The sequence below is a fragment of the Bradyrhizobium sp. HKCCYLS3070 genome (assembly GCF_051167575.1).
Lineage (GTDB): Bacteria > Pseudomonadota > Alphaproteobacteria > Rhizobiales > Xanthobacteraceae > Bradyrhizobium.
On record NZ_JBNPTI010000016.1, the window covers coordinates 82,410 to 107,073 of the forward strand.

The 24,664-nt window shown below is 66.9% G+C and carries 23 protein-coding genes; 17 read left to right on the forward strand and 6 right to left on the reverse strand.

The window, feature by feature from the left end:
* Positions 1-906, forward strand: a complete 906-nt coding sequence (locus ACQR03_RS30465; RefSeq protein WP_434842156.1) for a polysaccharide deacetylase family protein — start codon at positions 1-3, stop codon at positions 904-906.
* Between the two features lie 6 nt (positions 907-912).
* Here the strand turns inward: ACQR03_RS30465 and ACQR03_RS30470 are convergent, their stop codons facing one another.
* Positions 913-1,083, reverse strand: a complete 171-nt coding sequence (locus ACQR03_RS30470) for a hypothetical protein (RefSeq protein ID WP_434842155.1) — start codon at positions 1,081-1,083, stop codon at positions 913-915.
* Between the two features lie 38 nt (positions 1,084-1,121).
* Between ACQR03_RS30470 and ACQR03_RS30475 the strand changes: the two genes are divergently transcribed.
* The gene (locus ACQR03_RS30475) at positions 1,122-2,000 is read left to right on the forward strand and encodes an NAD-dependent protein deacetylase (protein WP_315767707.1); all 879 of its coding nucleotides are present in this window, start codon (positions 1,122-1,124) and stop codon (positions 1,998-2,000) included.
* Between the two features lie 131 nt (positions 2,001-2,131).
* Here ACQR03_RS30475 and ACQR03_RS30480 read toward each other — a convergent pair whose 3' ends face one another.
* Positions 2,132-2,305: a hypothetical protein gene (locus ACQR03_RS30480; RefSeq protein WP_315715975.1), complete on the reverse strand. Its 174-nt coding sequence runs from the start codon at positions 2,303-2,305 to the stop codon at positions 2,132-2,134.
* A gap of 186 nt (positions 2,306-2,491) precedes the next feature.
* Here ACQR03_RS30480 and ACQR03_RS30485 point away from each other — a divergent pair, with 186 nt between their 5' ends.
* Entirely contained in the window at positions 2,492-2,740 is a 249-nt protein-coding gene (locus ACQR03_RS30485) for a hypothetical protein (protein WP_315715976.1), read from the forward strand.
* Between the two features lie 60 nt (positions 2,741-2,800).
* Here the strand turns inward: ACQR03_RS30485 and ACQR03_RS30490 are convergent, their stop codons facing one another.
* Entirely contained in the window at positions 2,801-4,105 is a 1,305-nt protein-coding gene (locus tag ACQR03_RS30490; RefSeq protein ID WP_434842154.1) for a PQQ-dependent sugar dehydrogenase, read from the reverse strand.
* Positions 4,106-5,288: 1,183 nt separating this feature from the next.
* Here ACQR03_RS30490 and ACQR03_RS30495 point away from each other — a divergent pair.
* The 9 genes from ACQR03_RS30495 (at position 5,289) to ACQR03_RS30535 (ending at position 16,245) form a co-directional block, all read left to right on the forward strand.
* Positions 5,289-6,614 (forward strand): DUF3422 domain-containing protein, encoded by a 1,326-nt coding sequence (locus tag ACQR03_RS30495; RefSeq protein WP_434842153.1) that lies wholly within the window; start codon positions 5,289-5,291, stop codon positions 6,612-6,614.
* Between the two features lie 72 nt (positions 6,615-6,686).
* A complete protein-coding gene (locus tag ACQR03_RS30500; RefSeq protein WP_434842152.1) occupies positions 6,687-7,379 on the forward strand; it encodes a DUF2848 domain-containing protein in 693 nt (230 codons plus the stop codon).
* A 377-nt stretch (positions 7,380-7,756) separates the two neighbouring features.
* Entirely contained in the window at positions 7,757-8,911 is a 1,155-nt protein-coding gene (locus ACQR03_RS30505) for a glycosyltransferase (protein ID WP_434842151.1), read from the forward strand.
* Between the two features lie 26 nt (positions 8,912-8,937).
* Positions 8,938-11,208: an exopolysaccharide transport family protein gene (locus ACQR03_RS30510; RefSeq protein WP_434842150.1), complete on the forward strand. Its 2,271-nt coding sequence runs from the start codon at positions 8,938-8,940 to the stop codon at positions 11,206-11,208.
* Entirely contained in the window at positions 11,205-12,362 is a 1,158-nt protein-coding gene (locus tag ACQR03_RS30515) for a glycosyltransferase family 4 protein (protein ID WP_434842149.1), read from the forward strand. The genes ACQR03_RS30510 and ACQR03_RS30515 overlap by 4 nt, the downstream gene beginning before the upstream one ends.
* Complete coding sequence (locus ACQR03_RS30520) at positions 12,359-12,538, forward strand: hypothetical protein (RefSeq protein WP_315750695.1); 180 nt, start codon at positions 12,359-12,361, stop codon at positions 12,536-12,538. The genes ACQR03_RS30515 and ACQR03_RS30520 overlap by 4 nt, the downstream gene beginning before the upstream one ends.
* Positions 12,535-14,055 (forward strand): lipid II flippase MurJ, encoded by a 1,521-nt coding sequence (locus ACQR03_RS30525; RefSeq protein ID WP_434842148.1) that lies wholly within the window; start codon positions 12,535-12,537, stop codon positions 14,053-14,055. The genes ACQR03_RS30520 and ACQR03_RS30525 overlap by 4 nt, the downstream gene beginning before the upstream one ends.
* Positions 14,052-15,074 carry a polysaccharide deacetylase family protein gene (locus tag ACQR03_RS30530; RefSeq protein WP_434842147.1) on the forward strand — a complete coding sequence of 341 codons (1,023 nt, stop codon included), beginning with the start codon at positions 14,052-14,054 and terminating at the stop codon, positions 15,072-15,074. The genes ACQR03_RS30525 and ACQR03_RS30530 overlap by 4 nt, the downstream gene beginning before the upstream one ends.
* Positions 15,067-16,245, forward strand: coding sequence for a glycosyltransferase (locus ACQR03_RS30535; protein WP_434842146.1), 1,179 nt, complete (start codon positions 15,067-15,069; stop codon positions 16,243-16,245). The genes ACQR03_RS30530 and ACQR03_RS30535 overlap by 8 nt, the downstream gene beginning before the upstream one ends.
* Here the strand turns inward: ACQR03_RS30535 and ACQR03_RS30540 are convergent, their stop codons facing one another.
* The gene (locus ACQR03_RS30540) at positions 16,246-17,430 is read right to left on the reverse strand and encodes a glycosyltransferase family 4 protein (protein ID WP_315715987.1); all 1,185 of its coding nucleotides are present in this window, start codon (positions 17,428-17,430) and stop codon (positions 16,246-16,248) included. It abuts the gene before it with no gap.
* A 108-nt stretch (positions 17,431-17,538) separates the two neighbouring features.
* Here ACQR03_RS30540 and ACQR03_RS30545 point away from each other — a divergent pair, with 108 nt between their 5' ends.
* The 4 genes from ACQR03_RS30545 (at position 17,539) to ipdC (ending at position 22,032) form a co-directional block, all read left to right on the forward strand.
* Positions 17,539-18,798, forward strand: coding sequence for a hypothetical protein (locus ACQR03_RS30545; protein ID WP_315825832.1), 1,260 nt, complete (start codon positions 17,539-17,541; stop codon positions 18,796-18,798).
* 195 nt (positions 18,799-18,993) lie between these two features.
* Positions 18,994-19,905, forward strand: a complete 912-nt coding sequence (locus ACQR03_RS30550; protein WP_316167734.1) for an acyl-CoA acyltransferase — start codon at positions 18,994-18,996, stop codon at positions 19,903-19,905.
* A 141-nt stretch (positions 19,906-20,046) separates the two neighbouring features.
* Positions 20,047-20,238 carry a hypothetical protein gene (locus ACQR03_RS30555; protein WP_434842145.1) on the forward strand — a complete coding sequence of 64 codons (192 nt, stop codon included), beginning with the start codon at positions 20,047-20,049 and terminating at the stop codon, positions 20,236-20,238.
* Between the two features lie 156 nt (positions 20,239-20,394).
* Positions 20,395-22,032, forward strand: coding sequence for an indolepyruvate/phenylpyruvate decarboxylase (ipdC, locus tag ACQR03_RS30560; protein ID WP_315715990.1), 1,638 nt, complete (start codon positions 20,395-20,397; stop codon positions 22,030-22,032).
* 32 nt (positions 22,033-22,064) lie between these two features.
* Here ipdC and ACQR03_RS30565 read toward each other — a convergent pair whose 3' ends face one another.
* Complete coding sequence (locus tag ACQR03_RS30565; RefSeq protein ID WP_434842144.1) at positions 22,065-23,216, reverse strand: hypothetical protein; 1,152 nt, start codon at positions 23,214-23,216, stop codon at positions 22,065-22,067.
* Positions 23,217-23,531: 315 nt separating this feature from the next.
* Here ACQR03_RS30565 and ACQR03_RS30570 point away from each other — a divergent pair, with 315 nt between their 5' ends.
* A complete protein-coding gene (locus tag ACQR03_RS30570; protein WP_434842143.1) occupies positions 23,532-24,137 on the forward strand; it encodes a helix-turn-helix transcriptional regulator in 606 nt (201 codons plus the stop codon).
* A 123-nt stretch (positions 24,138-24,260) separates the two neighbouring features.
* Here ACQR03_RS30570 and ACQR03_RS30575 read toward each other — a convergent pair whose 3' ends face one another.
* Positions 24,261-24,506 carry a hypothetical protein gene (locus ACQR03_RS30575; protein ID WP_006614403.1) on the reverse strand — a complete coding sequence of 82 codons (246 nt, stop codon included), beginning with the start codon at positions 24,504-24,506 and terminating at the stop codon, positions 24,261-24,263.
* Between the last annotated feature and the right edge of the window lie 158 nt (positions 24,507-24,664).

A 24,664-nucleotide genomic window follows, 5' to 3' on the forward strand; every position in this document is an offset into this window, starting at 1 on the left:
ATGACCTCACAGCCTGCCTTCCGCCGCGATCTCAGGGGCTATGCCGGCAGGCCGCCGCATCCGCGTTGGCCCCACGACGCACGCGTCGCGGTGTCGCTGGTGGTGAATTTCGAGGAGGGCTCGGAATTCTCGGTGTGCGACGGCGATACGAGCAACGAGGCGATCTACGAGGTCGTGCACCGGCTCGACGGCCCCGACCCCTGCATCGACAGCCATTTCGAATACGGCACGCGGGCGGCGTGGTGGCGCATCATGGACCTGTTCGACGCCCACAACGTCAAGGTCACCGTCAGCGCCTGCGGCCGCGCGGTGGAGCGCTCGCCGGAGCTCGCCCGCGATGCCGTGGCGCGCGACCATGAGGTCTCTGCGCACGGCTGGCGCTGGCAGAGCCACGCCGGTATGGGCGAGACCGAGGAGCGCCGCGTGATCGCGCGCACGGTGGAGACGATCCAGCGCGTCACCGGCAGGCCGCCGCTGGGATGGCACACGCGATCGGCGAGCTCGCCCAACACGCGGCGGCTGCTGGTCGAGCAGGGCGGCTTCCTCTACGACAGCGACGCCTACAATGACGACCTGCCGTATTATGTCGCCGTCGCCGGCCGCCCGCATCTGGTGCTGCCTTACGCCTTCGACAGCAACGACATGCAGTTCTTCAACGGCTCGCGCTTCCGCGGCGCGGACTTCGCCGACTACGTCATCGACGCCTTCGACTGGCTGGCCCGCGAGGGCGCGACGGCGCCGAAGATGCTGTCGATCGGGCTGCATCTGCGCATGATCGGCCGCCCCGGCCGGATCGGCGCGCTCGACCGCATCCTCAATCACATCACAGGCAACGGTGCGGCGTGGATCGCGCCGCGCGCCGACATCGCCCGGCACTGGCTGGCGACGGTGCCGCCGGAATCCTGAGCGCGGTCAATCGTCGTTGGCGATGTCCTCGTCGGCGATGTCCTCGTCGGTCAGCGGCACCTCGATGGTGCCGCCCTCGCCGGTCGCGAGGTCGCGCTCGTCGTCGATCGGCGCGCCATCCCGTTCGTCCGCGTCGAGCGGCCACAATCCGCGATCATGCCCGTTGCGTGGTGTCATGGCAGGTCCTCCCGCCGGGATAAGACCGGGCGCGCGCAATGGTTCATGCGATCCGGCCGGGGTGTGGCGGACTGGCGCAGGCCGGTTCCGGCGACTACATCTGGGCCATGGCCGATCCCACCGCGCTGAAATCCTTTCTCGATAATCACCACCGCATCGTCGTGCTCACCGGCGCCGGCTGCAGCACCAACTCCGGCATTCCCGACTATCGCGACACCGACGGGCAGTGGAAGCGCACGCCGCCGGTGACCTATCAGGCCTTCGTCGGCAGCGACGATACGCGCCGCCGCTATTGGGCGCGCAGCATGGTCGGCTGGCGGCGGTTCGGCCGCGCCCAGCCGAACGGCGCGCATCATGCGCTGGCGCGGCTGGAGGCGCAGGGCAAGAGCTCGCTGCTGGTGACGCAGAATGTCGACCGGCTGCACCAGGCCGCCGGGACCAACAACGTCATCGATCTGCACGGCCGGCTCGATCGCGTCCGCTGCCTGGGATGCGGCGCCGTGCTGTCGCGGGCCGACTTTCAGGACGAACTGGCCGGCGCCAATCCGCGCTGGCTGGCGCATGATGCGGCCGCCGCGCCCGATGGCGATGCAGATCTCGACGGCGTCGATTTCGCGGACTTCAATGTGCCGGCCTGTCGCGCCTGCGGCGGCATCCTCAAGCCCGACGTCGTGTTCTTCGGCGAAACCGTCCCGCGCGAGGTCGTCGCCACCGCGCGCGAGCATGTCGAGCAGGCCGACGCCATGCTCGTCGTCGGCACCTCGCTGATGGTCTATTCCGGCTTCCGCTTCGTCCGCGCCGCCGCGGACCGCAACATCCCCATCGCCGCCGTCAATCTCGGCCGCACCCGCGCGGATGACCTCTTGTCGCTGAAGGTGGAAGCGCCGTGCGACGAGGCGCTGGCGTTTCTGCTGTAGGAGTAGGGCGGTCCGCCCTCTCTCCGCCGTCATGGCCGGGCTTGACCCGGCCATCCATCTCCTCGGTGCTTCAGAAGATGGATGCCCCGGGTCAAGCCCGGGCATGACGAAAAACTAAAATGGTGTCCGCCTCACCGCGACTGCGGTTTCTCGCGGTTCTCGATGCGGTCCTTGTTGTTGACCTGCTCGTTCTCCGGCTTGCCGACCTCGACCGTCTTGCCGGCCTGGTTGCCTGGATTGTAGTGGAACTTGCCTTCGTGATGCTCGCCCGGCTGCTTCTGCTCGGGATTGACGTTGTCGGCCATGAAACTCTCCTGTCGCTGTGCCGGACAACGTCGCGGGCGTGATGCTTGTTCCGCGGCCGAGCGCCGCGGCGCCGTTCATGCGGCATCACCCCTCTCTGTGCGGACCATCACGGAAGCAGCGCGCCCTGACCGTCATGATCCTCGCATGGGCTGCAGGGGCAGCCGCAAGCAACGAGGGACAAGGTCATGACTTCCAGCATTCGTCTTTTCGCCGCCGCCGCCATCGTCGCGGGCGCGGGCCTGCTCGCATCCGCATCGACATCGCCGGCGTCTGCCGGCTGGGAATGGCTGGGCAATAAGAACTACATCAACTGCCTGCAGCTGTTCTACACCGGCAACTTCCTGATGCCGGCGAATGCATCGCCGGCCGAGCGCGCCGCGCGCCACGAGCAGGGCCGCCGCTACTGCAATCGCCAGTTCTACGGCCACGACTGAGCATGGCGGCACATGCGCAAGGCCGGGGTCGAACGCGGCCTCGGCCTTCGCCTGCGAGGCTCACGCGCCCGTCACGCGCCAGATGCAGTTGCCGACGTCGTCGGCCACCAGCAGCGAGCCGTCCGGGCCGAGCGTCACGCCGACCGGGCGGCCATAGGAGAAGCTCTCGTCCGGCGCCAGGAAGCCCGAGAGGATGTCGCGCGCCGGGCCCGACGGCCTGCCGTTCTCGAACGGAATGAACACGACCTTGTAGCCGGACAGCTTGCTGCGGTTCCACGAGCCGTGCTGGCCGATCACCATGCCCTGGGGGAAGCCGGGCAGGGCGCCCGCCGGCAGCCAGCACAGGCCGAGCGAGGCGGTGTGGCCACCGAGCGCGTAGTCCGGCGTCAGCGCGGTCGCGACCAGGGCCGGATCCTGCGGCACGCGGTCGTCGACCGTCCTGCCCCAGTAGCAATAGGGCCAGCCGTAGAAGCCGCCCTCGCGCACCGAGGTGAGGTAATCCGGCGGCGTCTCGTCGCCGAGCCCGTCGCGCTCGTTGACGACGGTCCACAGCACCTTCGTCGACGGCTCGAACGCCAGCCCCACCGCATTGCGCAGGCCTGATGCGAAGATGCGGCTCACGCCGCTCGCGATGTCCAGCTCATAGACGCAGGCGCGGCCCTCCTCGACCTCGAAGCCCAGCTCGGCGATGTTGGTGAGCGAGCCGACGCCGGCATAGAGCTTGCTGCCGTCGGGGCTGACCAGCAGGCTGCGCGTCCAGTGTCCGCCCGGCTTGAACGTGGTGAGACGCTTGCCCTGCGCATTGATCCGATCGGCGCCGGCTGCATAGGGGAAGGCGACGATGCCGTCGGTGTTGCCGACATAGAAGGTGTCGCCGACCAGCGCCATGCCGAACGGCTGGCTGAGATTCTCCATGAAGGCATTGCGGCGTTCGGCGGTGCCGTCGCCGTCGGCATCGACTAGCCGCGTGATGCGGTTGGCGCTGACGCCGAGGGCTGCGGCGCGGCGCATCGTCGCCTGCATCGCATAGCCGAACATGTTGCGCACCGGGCTTGGAATCTGGGTGGCCTCGGCGATCAGCACCGACTTGTCCGGCATCACATAGATCCAGCGCGGATGGTCGAGCCCGGTCGCGAACGCATTGACCTTCAGCCCCGCCGCCGCCACCGGCTTTTCGCCGTCGCGCCAGCCCCGCGCCGTCGGCATCTTCAAGGTCGGCAGCAGGCCCTGTGGCTTCGCCAGGGGAATCTGCGGCTGCGCCCCCCACGCCGGTTGCGGCGTCTCCCCCTGCAGCTTGCGCCACTGCAGCGCCGCATTGCCAACCAGCGCGACGCCGCGCGCAACGATGGAGGAAAGGGTTGTCATGGGAGTCCTGTGAGGGCTTTGATGCAAATGGGATCTGATGGGCGAGGGACCATCGAGCGATGGCAAAGGGCCAATCTATTATGATCTACCACGCCCACCGTGACAATTGCATGGGTCGCGGATCGGGGCTGCGGAACCCGGGGCTTTCACCTGGCACGCATTCACGTATCAGAGCCAACCTCCGGCGGCGTCTGGCATGCGGGGCGCTGCGGTTGATCGTGCAGTGCCGATCGGCAATTGGCATGGCTTGCTCAAGCCCAACTATATCGGCGCGATTGCTTGCAACGAAATGGGCCGTTGCGACGCTGAAGCGCGCAGATCGGTTGCCCGTCATGCCCGGGCTTGTTCCGGGCGTCCACGTCTCTCCCCGACCAACGACGAGGATGGCCGGGACGAGCTCGGCCATGACGATGAGGAAAGAGACGGGCACGATCTTCCCGAAATGCGGTCGCCCCGCATCATCCTCGGCCAGCCCATCTCGTCAAAATTCTTTCTTGCTATTTTTCCGAAATCATGCTCTACTCCCTGCATCCCGTCCTCATGCAGAGGGGCGTACGCGTCGTCACGATACGTTGAGGCGGGGAGCGGTGGCCGCGAGTGTTGTCAGGTGCTGATGCGCTGAACGATTGGCAGCTCGCGGACGTTCAAGCCGTGTGGTCCTGGCGCCCCGATGCTGGCGCCAAGCCTGCGTGACATCACGTGTCATCAGGCGACGGGGGCAAACAAGCCGGTCCCCGGGGAGAGCTCGGAGCAGACGTTAAACCCATCGCGCAGGGAGGGCCGGGTCTGTCCGGCTGAACCTGTGGTTCCTGCCCCGTGCAATTTTTCCGCACGGGGGCCACGGGCCTCAGTCGAGGTCCGGCCTTCCCTGCGCCCTCGGCATTTCCGGAGGGTTTTGATGAGAGCAATCTCGGGCGCGATCGCGCCGCGGGAGGTGTTGGTGTGTCTGCGTGCATCATGATCGACTTGCCGTGGCGCTGAGAGAGCCGCCAGCGCGCAGAACGTTTGCGGCAGCCGTGGCGCCGTCATCGAATTGCGCTACACTGGTGTCACACGCTGCCGGCGCGTTGTCCGGCCGGACGACAATGGAAGTCAGGGGGATGCACGGCATGACGGGGGTGATCAATTCAGGCGCAGCGCGATCGTCTGCGTCAGGTGTCGCTCTCACGCGCGGACTCTCCCGATGACGTCGCTCGACAAGTCCGCCTTCACGCCGCATGCCCTGCGCGAGAGCGTGCTGAACGAGGTGCATGCGCGGCCGTTCACGCCGCTGACGCAGCCGGTGCTGGTGATCCGCTTCGCCTTCATGGCCAAGGGCGACAGCGCGGCGACGGACCGCGCCAGCCTCGCCGCGTTCTGCGCGCAGCGCGGTGCGCCGCCGCCGGAGCCGGGCGTCAAGCATCACCAGGTCGATCTCGGCCCTGTCAGGCTGCGCTTCGAGCAGCATTCGGAATTCGCCACCCTGACCTGGATCTGGAGTCCGCCCGCGGACTCAGGCCCGCGCCGCTTCGGGGCCATCGCGCCCGAGCTGCAGGCGCTGATCGCGGCGCTGCCGCAGGCCGGCGAGCTGCTGGTCGCGGTCAAGCTCGAGGTCGAAAATGCGGCCGATCCGGTGGCGCGCGCGGAGGAGATCTTCGACAAGAGCAGCCTCGCCATCGTGACGATCAAGGGCAGCGCCGGCGCGGTCGCCTCCGACTTCCGTCTCGACGACGACGGCTTCACCCGCATCCTGGTCTGCGCCGACGGCCCGACCCCGGAGCGGCTCGGGGCGCTGGTGCAGCGCGTGCTGGAGCTCGAGACCTACCGCACTTTGGCGCTGCTCGGCCTGCCGGCGGCGCTGGCGCTAGCGCCGGACGTCGACCGCATCGAGCGGCGGCTGGTCGAGGTGCTGGCGGAGATGCAAGGCGCGCAATCGTTCAAGCTCAACAACCACCTGCTGCGCGAGCTGACCGAGCTCGAGGCGCTGCTGGAGCGCGGCGCCACCGGCAGCCTGTTCCGGTTCGGCGCCAGCCGCGCGTATTACGACCTGGTGCAGGCCCGCCTGGCGGTGATCGAGGGAGAGCCGGTCGCGCCGTATTCGAGCTGGTCGTCGTTCCTGGCGCGGCGCACCGCGCCGGCGATGCGCACCTGCAACGCGCTGGAAGGACGGCAGTCGAACCTGTCGCTCAAGCTGGCGCGCGCCGCCGACCTGCTGCGCACCCGCGTCAATGTCGAGCTGGAGCAGCAGAACCGCGATCTGCTGCGCTCGATGAACGAGCGCACCAAGCTGCAGCTGCGCCTGCAGAGCACGGTCGAGGGGCTGTCGGTGGCCGCGATCGGCTATTACGTCGTCAGTCTGTTCGGCTATCTCGCCAAGGGCGCGCATGACACCGGCCTGCCGGTCGAGCCGACGCTGGCTACCGCCGCCTTCGTGCCGGTCGCGATCGCGCTGATCTGGTTCACGACCCACCAGATCCGCAAGCGGCACTTGAAGGAGGATCACGAGGCGGAGAAGGCCGAGCAGGAGTGAACGGCTGGGCGCCTTGCCAGCGAGCGGTCGGACGGCTAAGCGGCGGGCTGGTCAGCAAGAGGCGATGAGACGATGAGCGGTGCGACGATCGATTTCCTGGTTCACGCGGATGGTGCGGCGACGCGGCATCGGATCACGCTGAGCCGCCTCGTCATCGCCGGCTGGACCGGGCGCGATCCGGTCGCCCGCGACAAGCACATCGCCGAGCTGGAAGAGCTCGGCATTCCCAGGCCGGCGACGACGCCGATCTATTACGAGGCCGCGGCCAGCCGGCTGACGACGTCGGACAGCATCGAGGTCAGCGGCGGCGACTCCTCCGGCGAGGTCGAGTTCGTGCTGGTGCAAGCGGGCGGAAGGCTGCTGGTCGGCGTCGGCTCCGATCACACCGACCGCAAGGTCGAGACCTACAACATCACCGTGTCCAAGCAGATGTGCGACAAGCCGGTCGCGCCCGAGCTCTGGCTGGTCGACGACGTCGCCGCGCATTGGGACCAGCTGATGCTGCGCGCCTACGCGACCATCAACGGCAAGCGTGTGCTGTATCAGGAGGGTGCGCTGCGCGGCATGCTGGCGCCTTTCGACCTGATCGCGCGCCGCTATGGTGACGCCGGCCTGCCCGAAGGCGCCGCGATGTTCGGCGGCACCTTTGCCGCCAAGGGCGGCATCCGCCCCGCCGACCGCTTCGACTTCGAGCTGGTCGATCCCGTGCTGAACCGCGCCATCCGCCACGGCTACGCGATCGAGCAGCTCGCCATCGCCGGCTGAGGCGGCGCGCGATCACGTTCGCGTGCGGCGGAATGCGCTAACGATCAGGCCGCGGCGTGTCGTCGCGGCCGTCGCCATGCATGGCTGCATTCGCGCAGGCGTTGCGATCCGCAAGGGCCTGTTAAGCAAGGCGGCCTATCGTGCCGGAGTGTGCCGAAGCGGGACCATGGCCTCGTTTCGCGTTCTGGTCCGGCACACCATGTCACGGCATGAGACGCATTGCGGCTGGCATATCCTTAATCGATCCTTACCTGATAGCAGCGGATTCGACGGGTCGGACGACAAGGGCGATTAACTAGAAGTTTAGGATTGGGTTTGTGCGCGTGAACGCCTCCCTTAAGGGTTTTATTAAATACCCCGGGAATTGGGAGAGTGCGGTGCGCGTCGCGATCGTCCACGATTGGCTTTACGTTCTTGGCGGCGCCGAGAAGGTCCTTCAGGAGATCCTGCGCTGCTATCCCGGCGCCGACGTCTTCACGCTGTTCGACCTGCTGCGTCCCGAGGACCGCGCCAAGCTGGGATTCGAGAAGTCGCACACCAGCTTCCTGCAGAAGATGCCGCTCTTGCGGAAGTATCACCGCTCCTATCTGCCGCTGATGCCGCTCGCGATCGAGCAGCTCGATCTGTCGAGCTACGACCTGGTGATCTCCTCCAGCTGCGCGGTGGCGAAGGGCGTTCTGACCGGGCCGGAGCAGTTCCACATCGCCTATGTGCATTCGCCGATGCGCTATGCCTGGGATCTGCAGCACCAGTATCTGCAGGAGAGCGGCTACGCCACCGGCGTCAAGGGCCTGATCGCTCGCGCCTTGTTGCACAAGATGCGGATCTGGGATGCGCGCACCGCGCACGGTCCCGACGCCATCTTCACCAATTCGCAGTTCGTCGCCCGCCGCATCAAGAAGATCTACGGCCGCGATGCCAAGGTGATCTATCCGCCGGTGACGATCGCGCAGCGCGATGCGATCCTGCCGGTCGGCAACCACTTCCTCGCCGCGAGCCGGCTCGTGCCCTACAAGCGCATCGAGCCGATCGTGCGCGCCTTCAACACCATGCCGGACCTCGAGCTGGTCGTGGCCGGTGACGGTCCGGAAGCCGCGCGGCTGAAGTCGATCGCGGGGCCGAACGTCAAGTTCGCCGGCTTCGTGCCCGACAAGCAGCTGCGTGACCTCATGACCACCGCCCGCGCCTTCGTGTTCGCGGCGGAAGAGGATTTCGGCATCATCCCGGTCGAGGCGCAGTCCGAAGGCGCACCGGTGCTGGCGCTCGGCCGCGGCGGTGCACGCGAGTCGATCCTCACCACGGGGCCGCGGCCGACCGGCATGTTCTTCGGCTCGCCCGAGCCCGAGGCGATCGCGGCCTGCGTGCGATCGTTCGTGGCCAAGGAGAAATCGATCTCGCGGCTCGACTGCCGCCAGCGCGCCGGCTTCTTCTCGGCCGAGCGTTTCCGCAGCCAGTTCGTCGCGGCGGTCAACGAGGAGATCGACAGTTTCCGTGCGGGACATCAGGGCCGCGCGACGCGGCTGATTGCGTAATATTGGATGTGGTACGGGTGCAGATCATGAGGCAGGCGGCTCTCGGCGAGGCCTTGTCCGGCATTGACGCCGTCGCCCGGATCTGGCGCCGCCGCGGCGTGTTCGCCATCGTGGCCGGCGCCGTTCTCGCGCTTGCCGTGGCCGCGCTCGTGCTGCTGCCGGTGCGCTATCTCGCCACCGCTTCCGTGATCATCGCCGAGCAGGAGCCGGGTGCCAACACCTCGGCGGCGTGGGCGCAGAAGATCGGCGATCCCGCCGACATGGAAAGCCAGCTCCTGGTGATCCGCTCGCCGCGCCTGCTGCGTCAGATCATGTCGTCGCCCGGCGTGGTCGACGCCGTGGTCGGCGAATGCGAGCGCGGCCGTCTCATAGGTTCGGGCGATGCGTGCCAGCGCCTCAAGACCGATCCGGGCGCGTTCATCGATCACGTCGACAGTCGCTTCAGCGTTGCTTCGGCCGGCCGCTCGCGCGTCATCAACATCTCCTATCAGTCGAGCAGTCCCGAGGTTGCGAAGACGCTCGCCAACGCGTTGACGCAGACCTTTCTCGAGGACCAGCGCACCGAAGGCGCCAACAGCCGCGAGGTCGCGAGCTCTTGGCTCTGGAAGGAATTGAAGCAGCTCGACCAGCAGTTGCGCGAGGCCGACGACAAGATCCAGAAGTTCCGGCGCACCAAGGGCCTGATGCGTGGCGCCAATGCGCCGATCTCCTCGGAGCGGCTGACCAGCATCGGCCAGCAGCTGTCGCAGGCGGAGGCCGCGCGCGCCGACGCCGCGGCGCGGCTGCAGGAGATAAAGTCGGAGCAGGAGCGCGGGCCGACCGACGCCCCGTCGGTGCTGCAGAGCCGCACCATCGCCGACCTCAAGCAGCAACTGACGACCGTGAGCGCGCAGCTCGCCAGTGCGGCCGGTGTGCTCGGGCCGAAGCACCCCTCGATCCTGGCGCTGACGCGCGAGCAGGCGATCATCCAGCAGCGGCTGGTCGCCGAGATGCAGAGCATCGCGGCGAGCGCGCAGAAGACGTACGACGCCAACACCGCGCTGGTGAACTCGCTGAAGAAGCAGATGGAGACGGCGAAGGCGGAGGCCGGCTCGGCCACGCTGGACGAGGCCTCCATCGAGAGCATGGTGCGCGACACCGAGATCAAGCGGCAGCAATATGCCGAGCTCTACAAGAAGGCGAGCGAGCTCGAGACCGAACGGCGTGTCCTGCGCGGCAGCACGCGTCTCGTCAGCCTCGCTGAGCTGCCGAGCAAGCCGTTCTTCCCGAAGAAGATCCCGTTCCTCGCCGCTGGCATGACGCTCGCGTTGATCTTCGGTGTCGGCGCTGCGCTGCTCGCCGACAAGCTCGGCGCGCGCCTGATCAGGCCGCCCTTGCCCGTCACCCCCGAAGCGCCGGCCGAGCAGGTCGAGGCGCCCGCTGTCGACGAAGCTCCGGCCATCGTCCCTGAATTGCCCGAGCGTGTGACCGCACCGCAAGCGGCGACGCCACCGGCAGCGCCCGAACGAAGGTCTCATCTCCCGAGCGTCGCCGACGTTTCGATCCTGGCCTGCCTGCCGCGCCTGAAGAGCCTGCGTGAGATGTCGGCGCTCGGCGCGATCCTGCAAGGCCACCAACCGCTGGCGATCCCGCGCGTCTTGCGCCTCGCCTCCGAGGACACTGATTTTCAGCACACGCTGCATGATCTCGTCCACGAACTCGGTTTGAAGCGGTCCGGCCGATCGCAGCGCATCGTCGTGACCTCTCCCGATGCAGCAGATGGCAAGACGACCACGACCTGTGCGCTGGCAGAGCACCTCGCGGCCGCAGGCTGGCGCGTGCTGGTAGTCGAGTGCGACGTCTCGCATCCCGCCTTTGCAGAGATCATGGCGTTGCCGGCAAGCCCCGGATGGCTCGGCGCGCTGGAGCGCGGGACGCCGCTCCGGGATATGGTTCTGCCCACCGCGCATCCCTCGCTCGACGTGCTGCCGGTTGGTGAGGCGACCGGTCCGGTCGGCGACATTCTCGACGCGATCAGCCTCGACCGTCTCCTCGCTGGTCTCGATGGCTATGATGCCGTGATCGTCGACACACCATTGCCGTCGCAACGGAACGACTTCCTTGCCGGTACGGACTGGGCGATCGTCTGCGTGCGCAGTGACCGGTCGTTGATCGAGCCGGCGGTCGCGACGGTGAACAGGAGCAGGGCACTCGGAGCCCGCGATGTCGGCATCGTCGTCACCATGACCGACGTCGAGCACCGCAGCGCGCCTGTGGTCCAGACCGCGCCCGTGGCGGCCTACGCCGGAGCCGGGTGATGTCGACCGAGCGTGTCCTGTTCGTCGATCACACCGGGCAGATCGGCGGCGCCGAGTTGATCCTGCTCGATGTCGTCCAGGGCCGCAAGGATTCGTCGGTGTTCCTGTTCGAGCCGGGCCCGCTCGGCCAGGTGCTGGCTGAGCGCGGGATGCCGGTCGTCACGTCGCGCTGGGGCCACGGCCTGGGGCAGTTCAGACGTGACAGTTCGTGGCTCGAGGCGCTGCCGCTGTTCGGCAGACTCGCGGCGATCACCGCGGAGCTCGCGCATGTCGCACGCAAGCATGACGTCCTCTATGCCAATTCGCAGAAGGCCTTTATCCTGTCGGCCATCGCCAACATCGTGGCACGGCGGCCGTTGATCTGGCATCTGCACGACATCATCAGCCCGGCTCATTTCGGCGCGCTGCAGCGTCGCATGCAGATCTTCCTCGCCAACCGCTTCGCGGCGAAGGTCGTCGTCCCCTCCGAAGCCGCCGCAGCCGCCTTCATCGAGGCCGGAGGTCGACGCTCTCTCGTCGAGGTCGTGCCCAATGGTCTCGCCGTCGAACCCGTACCCGTGTCGCGCGAGGAGCTGAGGCAACGGCTCGGCCTGCCGTCGGGACCGCTGGTCGGCGTGTTCAGCCGGCTCGCGCGGTGGAAGGGGCAGCACGTTCTGATCGAGGCGCTGGCCGAATTGCCGGACGTGCACGGTATCATCGTTGGCGACGCGTTGTTCGGCGAGCAGGACTACGCGGCTGAGCTGAGACGGCTGGTCGCGGAGCTTTGCCTCGGCGATCGCGTTCACTTCCTTGGGCATCGCAGCGACGTGCCGCTGCTGATGCAGGCGGTGGACGCGATGGTGCATCCGTCGATCGATCCCGAGCCGTTCGGCCGCACCCTGGTCGAAGCGATGCTCGCCGGCGTGCCGGTGATCGCCACTGACGCTGGCGCTGCGCCGGACATCCTCGAACATGGCCGGGCCGGCCTGCTCGTGCCGCCTGGTGACGCGCGTGCGCTGTCCGAGGCTCTGGACGCGGTGCTGGCTCAACCCGAGTTCCTCGCGCCCCAGCTCGACTACGCGTCGCGCCGCGCGCGCACCCATTACAGTCTTGCACGCATGCTGGACTCGATCGGGCTGCTGATCCGCAATGTCGGTGCGGGAGCGGCGGTGTGAGCACGATCGTCACACCTGCCCCGTCCTCCGAGCGGCGTATGGTCGATCTCGTCGCGGACTGCGATCCGCCGTTCGCCATTCTCGCGCCGGTGCCGTCGTGGTCGAAACTGCTCGAGGACGGACAAGTCCCTGCGCGATGGAAAGGGCCGCCGGCCGTGTCGGAGGATGCCGCATGAGCGCCTCCGGTCCTTCGCTCAAGCGCTTCAGTGCGCTGCTGATCAGCGGTGCGCTGGCGAGCAAGATGCTCGGCTTCGGCCGCGAGGTGTTGATGGCGCATGTGCTCGGCGCCTCGCTCATCGCCGACGGCTTCCGGGCCGCCATGGCGGCCGTGCTCATCCCGCTTGCGTTCCTGCAGAACGAGAGCGTGCCCGCGATCATGATCCCGATGCATCGCGAGGCGCTGCAGCGGCCGGATGCCGCGCGCAGCCTCGGTGCGCTGACGATCGTCATTGCCGTCGTCTCGAGCCTGGTGACCGCGATCATCCTGCTGCTCGGTGAGCTCTGGGTGAACGCCGTCGTCGGCGGCTTCTCGGCGGAGGGGCGCGAGCTGACCTTGCACTTCGTGCGCATGATGGCGTTCGGCATGCCGGCGTCGGCGGTGCTCAATGTGCTTGCCGCCGGCGAGATCGCGCTCGGCCGCACGCGGCTGACCAATGTCCGTGCCAGCCTGCTCAACGTCGCGGTGATCGGCGGCATCGGCCTGCTGGTGCTGACCGGCGACGCCTACATGCTCGCCTGCGCCTTCACCGCCGCCTTCAATGGCCTCGCCGCCTGGGGTCTGTTCACGCTGTGGCGCGAGGGCGCGCTGAGCGTCTCCGGCCTGACCGCCGGCATGGTGATCGACAAGGGTATCGAATTCTTCCGCCGGCTGCGCGTCCTGCTGGCGTTGCCGTTGGCCGAGCAGGGCAATGTCTGGATCGAGCGCTTCACGGCATCGCGGCTGACGACCGGCGCCGTCGCGTCGCTGGACTACGCGCGCTCGCTGACCGAGAGCGCGCTGCTGCTGATCAGCCAGCCGCTCGGCATGGCGGTGCTGTCGCAGCATGCCCCACGCGATCCACGTGCGCAGACCGAGGCGCTGCTGCGGCCGCTGCTCGCGCTGATCTTGCCGGCCTCGGCGTTCCTGCTGGTCTTCTCGACCGACATCGTCCGCCTGATCTATTTCCGCGGCGCGTTCGGCGACGAGGCCCTGCTGCTGACCTCGCATGCGCTCAAGGGCATCGCCTGCGGCGTCTGGGCCGCGACCCTCGGCTGGATCCTGATCCGTCTGCTCAATGGCGCGGGGCGCAACGGCGTCGCTGCGGTCATCATCGTCTCGGCCTATCTCGCCAACATGGGCTTCAACCTGCTGATGCCGCTGTTCGATCCGTCGCCGGCGGCCGGCATGCAGTTGCTCGGCATCGGCGAAGCGATCCGCAGCCTCGTGCTGCTGTCGGGCGTGGTGTTCGTGCTCGGTGATGCGCGAAAGCTCCTGCTCGTGATCGGCCTGGCCCTGCTGCCGACCGCATTGATGGTCGTGCTCGGCCTGATGATTCAGACCTCCGTGCCGGGCCTGCTGCCGCGCCTGTTCACCGGCGGATTGGCGTATCTGCTCTGCCTGGCTTTCGCGATCGGCATCCTGCTGCCGGCCGTGGTGGGCACGGCGCTCCGTCATGTTCGTCGTACGTTCAGGATGAAGGGAGAGCTGAGTTGACCCTGCTGGCCCTCGCTGCCGCCAAGGCGATGATGGCATCCGGTGCCTTCGTCCTTCCCGTCGCCAAGGCCGTCGATCGTGTGCTCGGCCCGCGCGGCTGTTGCTTGACGTTCCATCGCGCCGCGCCTGCAGAGCAGTGGGAGCGTCTGCCCAATCGCGACTTCTACGTCGATGCCGACTTTCTCGATCGCTTCCTCGGCTATGTCCTCGACCAGGGTTGGGATGTCGTGACGATCAGCGAGGCGCTGCGCCGGACGGCAAGCGCCGAGCCGTCCGGCCGCTACGTCAACTTCTCGATCGATGATTGCTACCGCGATACGTGCGAGCTGCTGGTGCCGGTATTCCGCAGGCACAAGGTGCCGGTGACGCTGTTCGTGACGACCGGCATTCCCGACGGCACGTTGCCGCTGTGGGCCGCTGGCTTGGAGGATGCGCTGCTGCACAGGGACCATGTCAGGGTCGACGATGAGCGGATCGCGCTGTCGAGCGCCGAGCAGCGTCGCGCGGTGTTCGCGCAGATCGCCTCGCGCTGGGATGGCCCGCAGGCGGCGGATCGTTACGCCGCGTTCTGTGCCGCCAACGCCATCGACATCGAGGCGATGCATTGGAAACATGCGATCTCCTGGGAGATGCTGGAAGTGCTGGCGGGGGATCCGCTCATCGAGATCGGAGCCCATACCGTCTCGCATGCGCGCATCTCGTCGCTGTCTTCCGAAGACGCCCTTCACGAGCTGGCCGGCGCGCGGCTGCGATTGAACGAGCGGCTTGGCATCGACGTCCGGCACTTCGCGTTTCCTTACGGGCGCGCGGCCGATTGCGGACCGCGGGACTTTGCGCTGGCGCGGCAGGCCGGATTCGCCAGTGCCGCGACCACGCGCAAGGGCCTCGTCAAAGCAGGGCAGGATGCGTTCTCGATTCCGCGCAACACCATGAATGGCGCGCATCGTACGCTTGCGGCGATGGAGCTGCATCTCACGGGCTTCAGCGGGACTGCAGCGAAGGTGATGGGCCGTGTCTAGCAGGGGGCGCTTGCGAATCGTCTCGATTGCGCATCCGGCCACCAGCAGCGAGGCCGGCCGGCTGCGCTACCGCCATCTCGCGTCCCGGCCCGACGTCGATCTGCATCTCGTGACGCCCGAGGTGTGGAAGGAATTCGGTCGCACCATCACCGCGGCTCACTCCAACGAAGCCTTTCCCATCCATCGGCTCCCGATCCGGCTCCCGGACGCGGGTCCGATGAAATGGTACCTGCACTTCTATCCGGCGCTGCGCCGCCTGCTGCGCGAGCTCGATCCCGACGTGATTCACCTTTGGGAGGAGCCCTGGAGCATCGTCGCGCTGCAGGCGCAGATGCTGCGCGGCCGTGCGGCGCTCGTGCTCGAGGTCGACCAGAACATCCTGAAACGGCTGCCGCCACCATTCGAGGCGATCCGCAAATTCGTCCTCGGCCGCACCGCCCACATCCTGTCGCGCAGTCCCGATGCGACTGAGGTCGTGAGGGCGCGGGGCTACGCGGGTCCGGTGACGCCGATCGGCTATGGTGTCGATCTCGCGACCTTCATGCCGGCGGATGATCGATCGAATGCGACGGCCGGCTCGCCGCTGCGGCTCGGCTATGTCGGCCGGCTGGTGGTCGAGAAGGGCCTCGACGATGCGCTCGAAGCGCTCGCGCGCAGCAAGTCGGTGGCGACGCTGAGCATCATGGGCGAAGGTCCGCACGAGCCGCATCTGCGCCGGCGCGTGGCCGAACTCGGCTTGAGCGGGCGCGTCACCATCCAGGGCTGGGCTTCACCCGCTGCGGTCGCGGCTTTTCTGCGCCGCCTCGACGCATTGCTGCTGCTGACGCGAACCACGGACGCGGTGCGCGAGCAGTTCGGCCGGGTGATCATCGAGGCCCAGGCCTGCGCCATCCCGGTGATCGGATCGACCTGCGGAGCGATTCCGGATGTCGTCGGCGACGGCGGCTGGATCGTGCCGGAGCAGGATCCCGGCAGCCTGTGTCGGCTCATCGATGAGCTCAGCGGCCAGCGGGCGGAGCTCGCCGTTCGCAGTGAGGCGGCCCGCGCGAACGTGCTCCGGCGCTTCACCTATGATGCGGTCGCAGCGGCGATTGAAACGGCATGCCGTGCGGCGCATCAGTCGAGAACCGCATCCGGCCTCGCCCGCCCACAGCGGCTGCAGACGAATTAGCTAGGCCTTCACCGGCAGCGCCATCGCTGCGCGGCCGGACTGGCGCTTGGCGGCATCGATCTGCTTGAGCAGTTCGATGTATTGCAGCCCGATCTGGTCCCAGCCATAGATCTGCGCGGTGGCCTGGGCGCCGTCCTGCAGCCGGCGCATCAGTGCGGGGTCGGCGAAGACCGCCGCGAGCTTGGCCGCGATGTCGTCGGCGTCTGCTGAAATGCGGAAGCCGTTCACGCCGTCGCGCAGATAGTCCTCGATGCCGCCGACCGGCGTTGCGAACACCGGCACCCCGCAGGCCATGGCCTCCATGCAGACCAGCGAGAAGGTCTCGTAGCTCGTGGGGAGCACGAAGGCATCGGCCGCCGAGTACAGCGCCGGCAGGTCCGAGCGTGGGCCGGCGAAGATCAGTCGTTGCTGGGCGTTGCGCGTCAGTCTGCGGTAGGGCGCGGGATTGTCCGAGCCGACGACCAGCAGCCAGACGTCGTTGCCGAGCCGATCGAGCGCGCCGATCGCATGCGCCAGTCCCTTGCGGTTGAATTCGTGGCCGACGAACAGCAGCAGGCGCGCGTTCTCCGGGATGCCGAACTCACGCCGGATCGCCTGGCCGCCGACGGCGTCGCGCTTGAAGCGCGCGAGATCAATGCCGTTGGAGATGACGTGGATGCGGGCGGCCGGCACGCGGAAGAAGCGCTGCAGCTCCGCGGTGACGCGGGAGGACACCGCCACGAACGCCCGATACCGCAGGCCTCCGATCATGAACCGGTCGCGCAGCGCGACCCACAGATGCATCGGGTTGAGCATCCAGCGCCAGCTGCCGGCGGCGCGTTTCTCGGCGAGGCTCTGCGCATTGACGGCATGCACGATCAGCACGTCACCCTTGAGGCTGTCGCCGTGGCTGATGACGACGGCGTCGGGGTGACGCGCCAGCGCCCGTGTCGCGGCCAGCGTGAACAGCGGCACGACAATGGCGCGGCCGATGTGCCGGAACAGTCCGCGAGTCGGAATCCGCGCCAGCCATGGCGCAACGCGCTCGACTCTGATCGTGTGTTCGAGATTGTCCGCGACGGTGCTCGCGAGCACGATGTTCGATAAACCATTCCGGCCGAAAACGCGCGCCAGCTCGATAGCGACTGTTTCCACGCCGCCGGCATTGCTTATCTCTTGAACGACCTGGACGATCTCAAACGTCATAGCGGAAATCTAAGGGATCAGACATTGCGACTTCGTTCCAATCTGCTGGTCATTAGCACAGCCCTGTTAACGTTTGTCACGTCGCCATGGCCGAGCGCTGTCCACGCCATCGAAACGAACGCCTCGGCGCTGCGGATCGACGAGCGCATCGGCGGCGGCAATTTGGTCACGCATCTGGCCGGCAAGAGCGCGCAGATCTATCAGGCACTGCACGGTGTCGGTGCCAGGATGGGCCGAATGGATTCCTACGGCTGGCGGACGTTGGCGCGGGTACCGACGCCGCACGATTTCGATGCCGCGATGCTGGAGGCGCACAAGAACGGTATCATGCCGCTGATCCTGCTGGAGTATGAAGGCAGCTATCAGAGCCTGACTCCGCCGCAGCCGATCGGGTCCTATCAGGACTGGTTCGCGGCTGGGCAGGCGATGGCGAGACGTTTCCGCCCCGGCGGCGAATGGGGCCGCGAAAACGGTATTCCCGATTGGGGTGCTACCGTCTTCACCGCCATCAACGAGCCCGATGTGCAGGCCACGATCCCGCGCCAGGACTATCACGACGCGCTGGCCGGGCTTGCCGACGGTGTTCACAGCGTCGACCCCAAGCTGCGGGTCGTTCCCGGCGGCTTTGCCACCTGCAACTCGCATGGCGATGCGACGTTGCGCGGCTACGGTCCGGCGATCGCCGATCTGCTCGAGGACGGCCGTCTCGACGGCATCGACCTGCATACCTACTACAATGATAAATGGTATCCGATGACCCGCGGCCGCGAGTTCTCGGTGCAGACCTGCTTCGACCGTATCAAGCAGGCGATGGGGCTGAGCCGCGACATCAACTTCTACGCAACCGAGTTCAACGTCGCTCGCGCCGGCGCGTGGGACAGCGATACGGACGCGGCCAGATTGTTTCTCAATGCGATCTGGGACCAGCTTGCGGTGGTTGGCAAGGATGGCAGCATGCCGGTGTCCATGCTGGCGTTTCCTTGGAATCTCGGCGACACGCCCGATGTCGACGGCCTGGCCTATGCGATGGCGACGGGCAAGGATCCCTGGACCCCGGAGGCGCGCAGCCTCGTGGTGAAGACGGTGCTGCAGCTCGCCGGTCACATGAGGATCGTGTCCATCGACCGGCGGCTGGCGCTGTACACGCTGCGCGGATCGGATGCCGATTTGATCGTGTGGCAGAACATTGCCGGCTGGACCGAGCGGCCGGGCCGCGCGGTCGAGCTCGAGCTGCCCGCAGGGACGCGCAGCCTCGAGGTCTGGGGCTGGGATGGGCTGCGGCGCCGGATCGAGGCAAAGCCCGGACGCTTCTTCGTCGACGGCCTCAATGCCGATGAAACCTACATGTTTCGCGTGCCGCGGCCGTGAGCGGCGGCTCGGATCGCGAAGATCATGGCGGCGCTGATCGAAGCCTGTCGGGTGTGGCTCGCATGTTCCATTAACTGAAAAGTAAGGCCAGCACGACGTGGTTCACTGCCGCCAAAGCTTTTTACGATAATTGCCGTCATGACGATCCCGCCGCGCCATGGGTGGCGCGCCGGATCTCTCTCGGGTGATGCTGGAATGCAGCCAATCAAAAAGGCTGAGATTGCAAATGACAGGCCGGCTCCCGCGCAGGCCGTGACCGGCGTTCGCATCCGAGAGATCGGCGCGGCGGATCTGCCGGCGGTCGCCGCACTGCTGACGCGCGGATTCGCCTTTCGCAGCGAGGCCTATTGGTTGCGCGGACTCGAACGCCACGCGGCGCGCCCGCGGCCGGCCGGCTATCCGGCATTCGGCTATTGTCTCGACCAAGCCGGGGTGCCTGTCGGCGTGATCCTGCTGCTGTTCTCCGAGCTCCACATCGGCGGTGAGCCGATCGTCAGGGCCAATGTCTCGAGCTGGTATGTCGAGCCGGCGTTCCGGGCCTTCAGCTCGATGCTGGTGCGCGCGGCGACGCGCGACAAGACGGTGACCTATTTCAACATCACGCCGGCCCCGCACACTTGGCCACAGGTCGAGGCTCAGGGCTTTTCGGTCTACTGCAAGGGACAGGTCTACGCCGCGTTGGCCCTGTCGCGACCGCGCTCGGATGTCCGTATCGAAGAATTCTCCGAGGACGATGTGCACGGGCTCTCTCCCGATGAGGCGGATCTGTTGCGGCAGCATGCGCAATGGGGGTGTCTCAGTCTCGTCGCGCGCGAGGCCGATGCGGCGTATCCGTTCGTGTTTCAGAAGCACCGGGTGATGAATGCGCTGCCGGTGTATCGCCTGCTGTATTGCCGGGATGTCGCTGACCTCGTGCGGCTGGCCGGCAACATCGGCTGGCTGCTGCTGCGGCGCGGCGGCCTGCTGGTGCGGCTCGATGCCAATGGGCCCATCGCAGGGCTGGCCGGCTGGTACTCGGACAAGCGCGGACGCAAATATGCCAAAGGTCCGCATCCGCCGCATCTCGGCGATCTCGCCTTCACCGAAGCCGCGCTGTTCGACGGCTGAGAGGTGGCAATCGATTGGGTTGCATGGTCCCGCTGCGGCGGCCGGGATACGCGCTCGCGTGGTCTATGGGACCGGTGTGACGGCACGCACAGTCTGGGCTTCCGGCATGCGCCATCCTCCTGGCAACGGAGGAGGTCATCCATGTCTTACGTTTTCGAACTCGCGCTGGCGGCGATGCTGCTGTTCTTCCTGTTCCTGCTGATCACCGATCGCAGGACGGTCATGATGAAGCTCTGCATGATCATGGTCGTCGCCATCCTGTTCACGGTTACGCTGGCCGTCCCGCATGGCGGCGCACCATCCGCCCACGCCCTGGTGCTGACGGCAAACTGATGTGGCGCGGGTGAGCTCCGGCCTTGCCGCTCGAGCATGATGTTTGGACGAGGCGATCCAGACGGGACGGCTCGCAGATCGAACGGCCGCCGGTTGGCAGTCCGCCCCTCATCGTGTAGCACCGGCTGAACCTCACGCCACGCTCAGGGGATCCGGATGCCTGCTCTTGCCCATGCGCTGCTCGCCGCCCTGAAGGACCATGGCGCCCGCGAGATCTTCGGCATTCCCGGCGACTTCGTGCTGCCGCTGTTCAAGGTCATCGAGGAGAGCAACATCCTGCCGAGCGTCACGCTGAGCCATGAGCCGGCGGTCGGCTTCGCCGCGGATGCGGCCGCGCGCTATCATGGCGGCCTCGGCGTCGCCGTCGTCACCTACGGCGCCGGCGCCTTCAACGTCGTGAACGCGGTCGCCGGCGCCTATGCCGAACGCTCGCCCGTCGTGGTGATCGCGGGCGCGCCCGGCGCGCGTGAGCGCGTCTCCGGCTTTCTGCTGCACCACCAGGCCCGCACCGTCGACACGCAGCTCGCGGTGTTCAAGGAGATCACCTGCGATCAGGCGGTGCTGAGCGATCCGGCCACCGCCCCGGCCCAGATTGCGCGCGTGCTGCGCAGCGCGAAGGAGATGTCGCTGCCGGTGTATCTCGAATTTCCGCGCGACATGGTCGATGCCGAGGTCGAGCCGGTGGTGCCGCTGCCGCCGCGGCGGGCCAGCCGCGAGGCGCTCGACGAATGCGTCGAGGAGATCCTCGCCCGCATCGCGCAGGCAGAGCGTCCCGTGATCGTCGTCGACGTCGAAATCCGCCGCTACGGTGTCGAGGACAGGATCGCCGCGCTGGCGCGCAAGCTGGGTCTCCCGCTGGTGACGACCTTCATGGGCCGCGGCCTGCTCGACAGGGCCGACGATGTCGTCGCCGGCACCTATCTCGGCGCCGCGGGCAATCCGGCGATCACGGAGCTGGTCGAGAATGCCGATCTCGTGCTGATGCTGGGCGTCATCCTGTCGGATACCAATTTCGCGTTGTCGAACCGGGCGCCAGACCCGCGCCGCATGATCCTGGCCGCCAGCCGTGAGGTGCAGATCGGTCATCACGCCTATCGCGACATGCCGCTCGGCGATCTGATCGATGCGCTCGACGAGCGCGCGGCACCCCGGGCCGCAGCTCCCGGCCTGCCGCGGCAGCGCTCGGCCTATCCGCGCGGCCTCGCTGCCGATGGCGCGCCGATTGCGCCTTCGGACATCGCGACCGCGGTCAACGACATGTTCGACCGCCACGGCCGGATGCCGATGACCTCCGATATCGGCGATTGCCTGTTCACCGCGATGGAGATCGACAATACCGCGCTGGCCGCGCCGGGCTACTACGCGGGGATGGGCTTCGGCGTGCCGGCGGGCATCGGCGTGGCCGCGACCGGACTTCGTCCGCTGATCCTGGTCGGCGACGGCGCGTTCCAGATGACCGGATGGGAGCTCGGCAACTGCCGCCGCTACGGGCTCGATCCGATCGTCGTGCTGTTCAACAATTGCAGCTGGGAGATGCTGCGCGTGTTCCAGCCGGAATCGCGGTTCAACGATCTCGACGACTGGCACTATGCCGACATCGCCAATTCCATCGGCGGCACCGGCGAGCGCGTCGCCACCCGCAGCGAGCTCGTCGCCGCGCTGGAGCGCGCGGTGCATCGGCGCGGACGCTTCTCGCTGATCGAAGTGATGCTGCCGCGCGGCAAGACCTCGGACACGCTGGCGCGCTTCGTGGCGGGCTTCAAGTCGGCGCGCGAACGCATGGCCCAGGGATAGGATGGCCGGAAGGCCGTCTCGACGCGCCGCCGTCAACCGGTTGCAGACCGCAGCACCGTCTTGATCGCGTCGCGGCCCTTCCAGGCGAAATAGGTGAGGCGGCCGCCGAACGAGCGATGGCTGCGCAGCCTGTTCGAGCCGAGCACGTGTCCGACCTCTTCGGGGAAGCGCTTGACCTCGGCCTGCACCATTCTGTCGGTATTGGCCATGATGGTGCTCAGGCGCGTACCCCACTCCGAGTCCTCGATGCGATCGATGCGGACCTGGATCGCATATTCGATGTCATAGATGCTGGTCAGGATTTCCTTGGCGGTCACGACGCGGTTGTTCTTCAACGCGATCCGGAGCGCGAGCCGCTTGTCCTCCAACTGGTCGAGCACCATCGGCACGGTCATCGCGTAGGGTGCCGCGATGACGTCGGCAATGTTCTTCGAGCGCGCCGCCTTCGTCGCCAGCCGCATCACCTGCCACGGCTCCTTCAGACGCTTGGCGACGAGCGTCAACGCAAAGGGCACGGCTTCCGGCTGCCTCTTGCGCAGGGCATCGAGCAGCAGCACCATCTTCTTCACCTGCGGATCGTCGAACTCCGCGATCCGGTCCGGCAGCGAATCGGCGAACTTCGCGAGTTCCTCGCGGGCGCGCAGCGCCTTCATCAGCTTGACGACATCGTCGAACACCGACGGCGAGGCCGTATAGGCCTTCAGCTTGCTGCGGACCTGCTCGATGCCCTCGGCGCGCGCCAACGTGCCTTCCAGCGACTTCGTCACCTTGGTCTGGAACGCGCTCGCCGTCTGGCGGATCTCGCGCTGCTTGTCCGCCGCGATCAGGTCCTTCATCTGTGCATTATAGTCGCGCGCCATGGTCGGCAGCAGATCGCGCGAGATCCATTCCCAGATCGGCGTGAGGGAGCCGCGGGCAATGCGGCCCTCATTGGCATGCTCCGGCGAACCGTCGATGAGAAGCTGCTCGACCGGCATGAAGAAGTAGCGCGAAGGATTGATGGTGCGGTGGCCGCCGGCGCCATTGTTGTTGCGGATCTCGGCGCGCAGCCGGGCCTGGAGGTCGGCGGATCCCGGCATGTCGACGCCGCTCAGCTCCAGCCGTTCGAGCTCGCTGAGCAGACAGCTTCGTGTCAGCGGTGACAACCGCTGCAGGAATTCCCAGATCCGGTCGACCGGTCCCATTGGCGTCAGGCTGTCAGCTATATCTCAAGGTCGCTCGTCTCCACGGACGGGCACGGAACGCATGGAAGCACGAAACAGTTGGTGCGAAATTAATGTCAGTAAACAATCGTAGTAATGCGCGGCATCGTGGACAGCCGCCGCCGCACGCGCCGCGGACGTCTCCTTAAAGGGTGGCATCACGCCCCGGCTTAACCATTGCAGCTTGCAACTTTTTGGGGAAATGATCGACGGTTGCGCGAGTTGCCGGAACAATCCCGTATTGCTACGGACGACATAATTAACCATGTTAAAGCCGCCCTCGCGTCAGAATGAGGCATGGCACAGCTGAACAACAGCCTTTCCGACGCTCACGCCGCACCTGCTCCGGGCGGCCAAGGGGTTAACGACCCGGATCTCCTGGCGACCCGTTCCGGCATGTCTGCGCCGCTCGCGATGGGACGTCACGACGACCAGGGCAGGCTCGCTTTGGCGCGTCAGCTGAACGGTTCGCTCACCGCCCTGATGCTCTACATGGAGGAAATCAAGCAGTGCAGCGACGAGATTGCCAGGACGCCCGGCGAGCGCCGGCATGTCCAGCTCGTCGTCGACAACGCGTTGCTGCAGACCGAGCGGATCTGCGCCCTGGTCAACCAGATGTCCAGCGCGCACGGCCAGTTCGGACCGCTGTCACGGGCGGCGCCGGCTCCCGAGGAGGGCGCGGTGCCCGGGCGGCCATCCGGCCGGGCCAGCAAGTCGCTGACCCCGCGCGAATACGAGGTCCTCAAGCTGATCAGTGAGGGGCACTCGAACAAGGAGGGCGCCTTGCGCATGGGCATCAGCCCCCGCACCTTCGAGAGCCATCGCGCCGAAGCCATGCGCAAGGTTGGCGCGCGCAATACCGCCGAACTCGTCCGCGCAGCACTCCTCAATCAGATCGGATGACGGCAAACGAGCGCGAATGCCGCGCTCGTGCCTTCGAGGTGGGCCCTGCGATGCAGACAACGACAATCGGCGTCCGACCGGCTCGGTCGAACGCGCTGATTGCGGACGCGGATGTCCGTGCTGTCAGAAATAATCCTCGGCGAAGGGACGAACCCGGGAGGTCGGGCGCAGCGGCGCTTGCGCCTTGGGCGGTGTCGGCACGATCGTAATGGTCCAGCGCGGCGGTACGCTCGCTTCCTTTTCCATGACTGAACGGACGTGGCCGGTGATCGTCGATCCGCCGGATTTCACGGTCGCGGTCCGGCCGTTGAACTGCGCAATTCGGAAACGCCTGACTTCCTTCTGGTCGGCGGTTTCAAAAGTAAACATGGGACACATCTCCTATGTGACCCCGAGTCTCGCAGCTCATGATTAGTTGATTGTGAAAATCGTGAGCCGTAGAAGTACGGCGTCAACCCATTGTAAGGGATTATGAAGGTCAGGTTCGGCGAATCCGCGTTCGTGAACGTCTCGTTTGCCATCTCGAT